This window comes from Archangium sp., assembly GCF_036389735.1.
GTDB lineage: Bacteria > Myxococcota > Myxococcia > Myxococcales > Myxococcaceae > Archangium.
The window spans coordinates 1-1881 of the sequence record NZ_DASVWK010000852.1; the positions used below are offsets into that span (position 1 = coordinate 1).

The following is a 1881-nucleotide window of genomic DNA, read 5'->3' on the forward strand; positions in this document are numbered from 1 at the left end:
GCCCGGCGACTGGCGCGTCTCCATGGAGACGGAGGACGGACGGGAGATTGGCCGCCTGTCCTTCACCGTGACGCCCGATACCAGCACGGGACCCCGCGAGTTCAAGGTGGACGCGGGGTAGAGGCGGACTCTGGAATTTCCAACCCGAGGGATTCACTGATGCGCTGCGTCTTGCTGGCCTTCACGATGCTCGTGGGCCTTCCCGGCCTGGCGCGAGCCCAGGTCGACAGTCCCTACAACCCTCGGATCGCGGGAGTGCCCGTCCGGTGTGTGTCCTCCACGGGGCTGCCGGTGGCCTTCGTGCCAAACACCCTGCTCGCGGACGTGGGGCTGGGGTTCCCCGCCTGGCCCGATGTGCCGGCGCACGTCGAGTACAACCCGGGAATGCTGGCGCGGTTGTCTCCGGCGGTGCAGCTCTTCTGGTTCGGGCATACGTGCGCGCACGAGGTGCTCGCGGCCCCGAGCCGCGAGGAGGACGCGGACTGCTGGGCCCTCCAGTTCCTCGAGCGACAGGGGCTCGTGTCGCGTGCGCAGGTGGGGGAGATCCAGTCCTACCTGGGGGCCAGGCCGGTGGTGAAGTGGGACCACCAACCTGGAGCCGAGCGCGCGCGGTTGTTGCTCAAGTGCTACGACCGGGCATCCGGGGCCCGGAAGTAGGTTACTTCTTCTCGCTCCAGATCTGCTTCATCCAGGCTTCGATGTCCTTCGCCTCGCGCGGGATGTCCTCGGACAGCACGCGGCAGCCCGTCTTCGTCACCAGGACGTCGTCCTCGATGCGCACGCCGATGCCCCGGTACTTCGCCGGCACTGTCAGGTCGTCCTTCTGGAAGTACAGGCCCGGCTCCACCGTCAGCACCATGCCCGCCTTCAGCTTGCCGAACTTGTAGGCCTCCTGCCGCGCCTGCGCGCAGTCATGCACGTCCAGGCCCAGCATGTGGCTGACGTTGTGCAGCGAGTAGCGCTTGTAGAACTGGTTCTCGTCCTTCAGCGCCTCCTCGGGCTTCGTCTTGAGGATGCCCAGCGTGTACAGGCCCTCGGCCAGCACGCGCATGGCCACCCGGTTCGGCTCCATGAAGTCGTTGCCCGGCTTCACCGCGTCGATCGCCTGGTTCTGCGCGTCCAGCACCAGCTCGTAGATCTCCCGCTGCTCCTTGGAGAACCTGCCCGAGATGGGCAGCGTGCGCGTGATGTCCGCCGTGTAGAGGCTGTTGCCCTCCACGCCCGCGTCCAAGAGCAGCAGCTCGCCCTTCTTGATGTCCCCGTCGTTGCGCGTCCAGTGCAGCACGCAGGCATGGTGGCCGGCCGCGGCGATGGTGCCGTAGCCCACGTCGTTGCCCTCCACCCGCGCGCGCAGGTTGAAGACACCCTCCACCTCGCGCTCGCTCCGGGCCGCCTTCAGCCGGCGGATGACGTCCTCGAAGCCCCGGTGCGTGGAGTCGATGGCCGTCTCCAGCTCGCGCACCTCCAGCTTGTCCTTGATGAGCCGCATCTCGGACAGGGCCGTGGCCAGCTGCTTGTCGCGCTCGGAGTGCTCGGGCACCGCGCCGTCCACCTTCGCCGAGTGGCCGCGCAGCACGCGCGTGGGAATGACCGCCGCGCCCCGCAGGCCCTCCAGGAAGCCCGGCAGCTCGGGCAGGCCGCGAGCCTCGTGCACGCCGAAGCGCGCCTGGCTCTCCTTCACGCCGAGCCGCGGGCCCACCCACAGCTCGCCCTTCACGCGGTCCGTGAAGAAGGTGGCGTCCGTGCGGCCCGGGTTGGGCTCCACGAAGAGGATGTCCGTGTGGCCGCCGCCCTCCTTCGGCTGGAGGACGAGCACGCAGTCCGGCTCCGTGTTGCCGGTGAGGTAATAGAAGTCGGTGCCCGGCCGGAAGCGGTAGTGGG

At 68.6% G+C, this 1881-nt stretch carries 3 protein-coding genes; 2 read left to right on the forward strand and 1 reads right to left on the reverse strand.

Features of this window, described 5'->3' with window-relative positions; translation table 11 throughout:
- Positions 1 to 121 (forward strand): DUF2914 domain-containing protein (locus VF794_RS30550; protein ID WP_331116532.1); only part of this gene is annotated, 121 nt, incomplete at its 5' end.
- 38 nt (positions 122 to 159) lie between these two features.
- A complete protein-coding gene (locus tag VF794_RS30555; RefSeq protein WP_331116528.1) occupies positions 160 to 657 on the forward strand; it encodes a hypothetical protein in 498 nt (165 codons plus the stop codon).
- A 1-nt stretch (position 658) separates the two neighbouring features.
- Here the strand turns inward: VF794_RS30555 and VF794_RS30560 are convergent.
- On the reverse strand, positions 659 to 1881 hold a 1223-nt coding region (locus VF794_RS30560), incomplete at its 5' end, for an aminopeptidase P family protein (protein ID WP_331116530.1).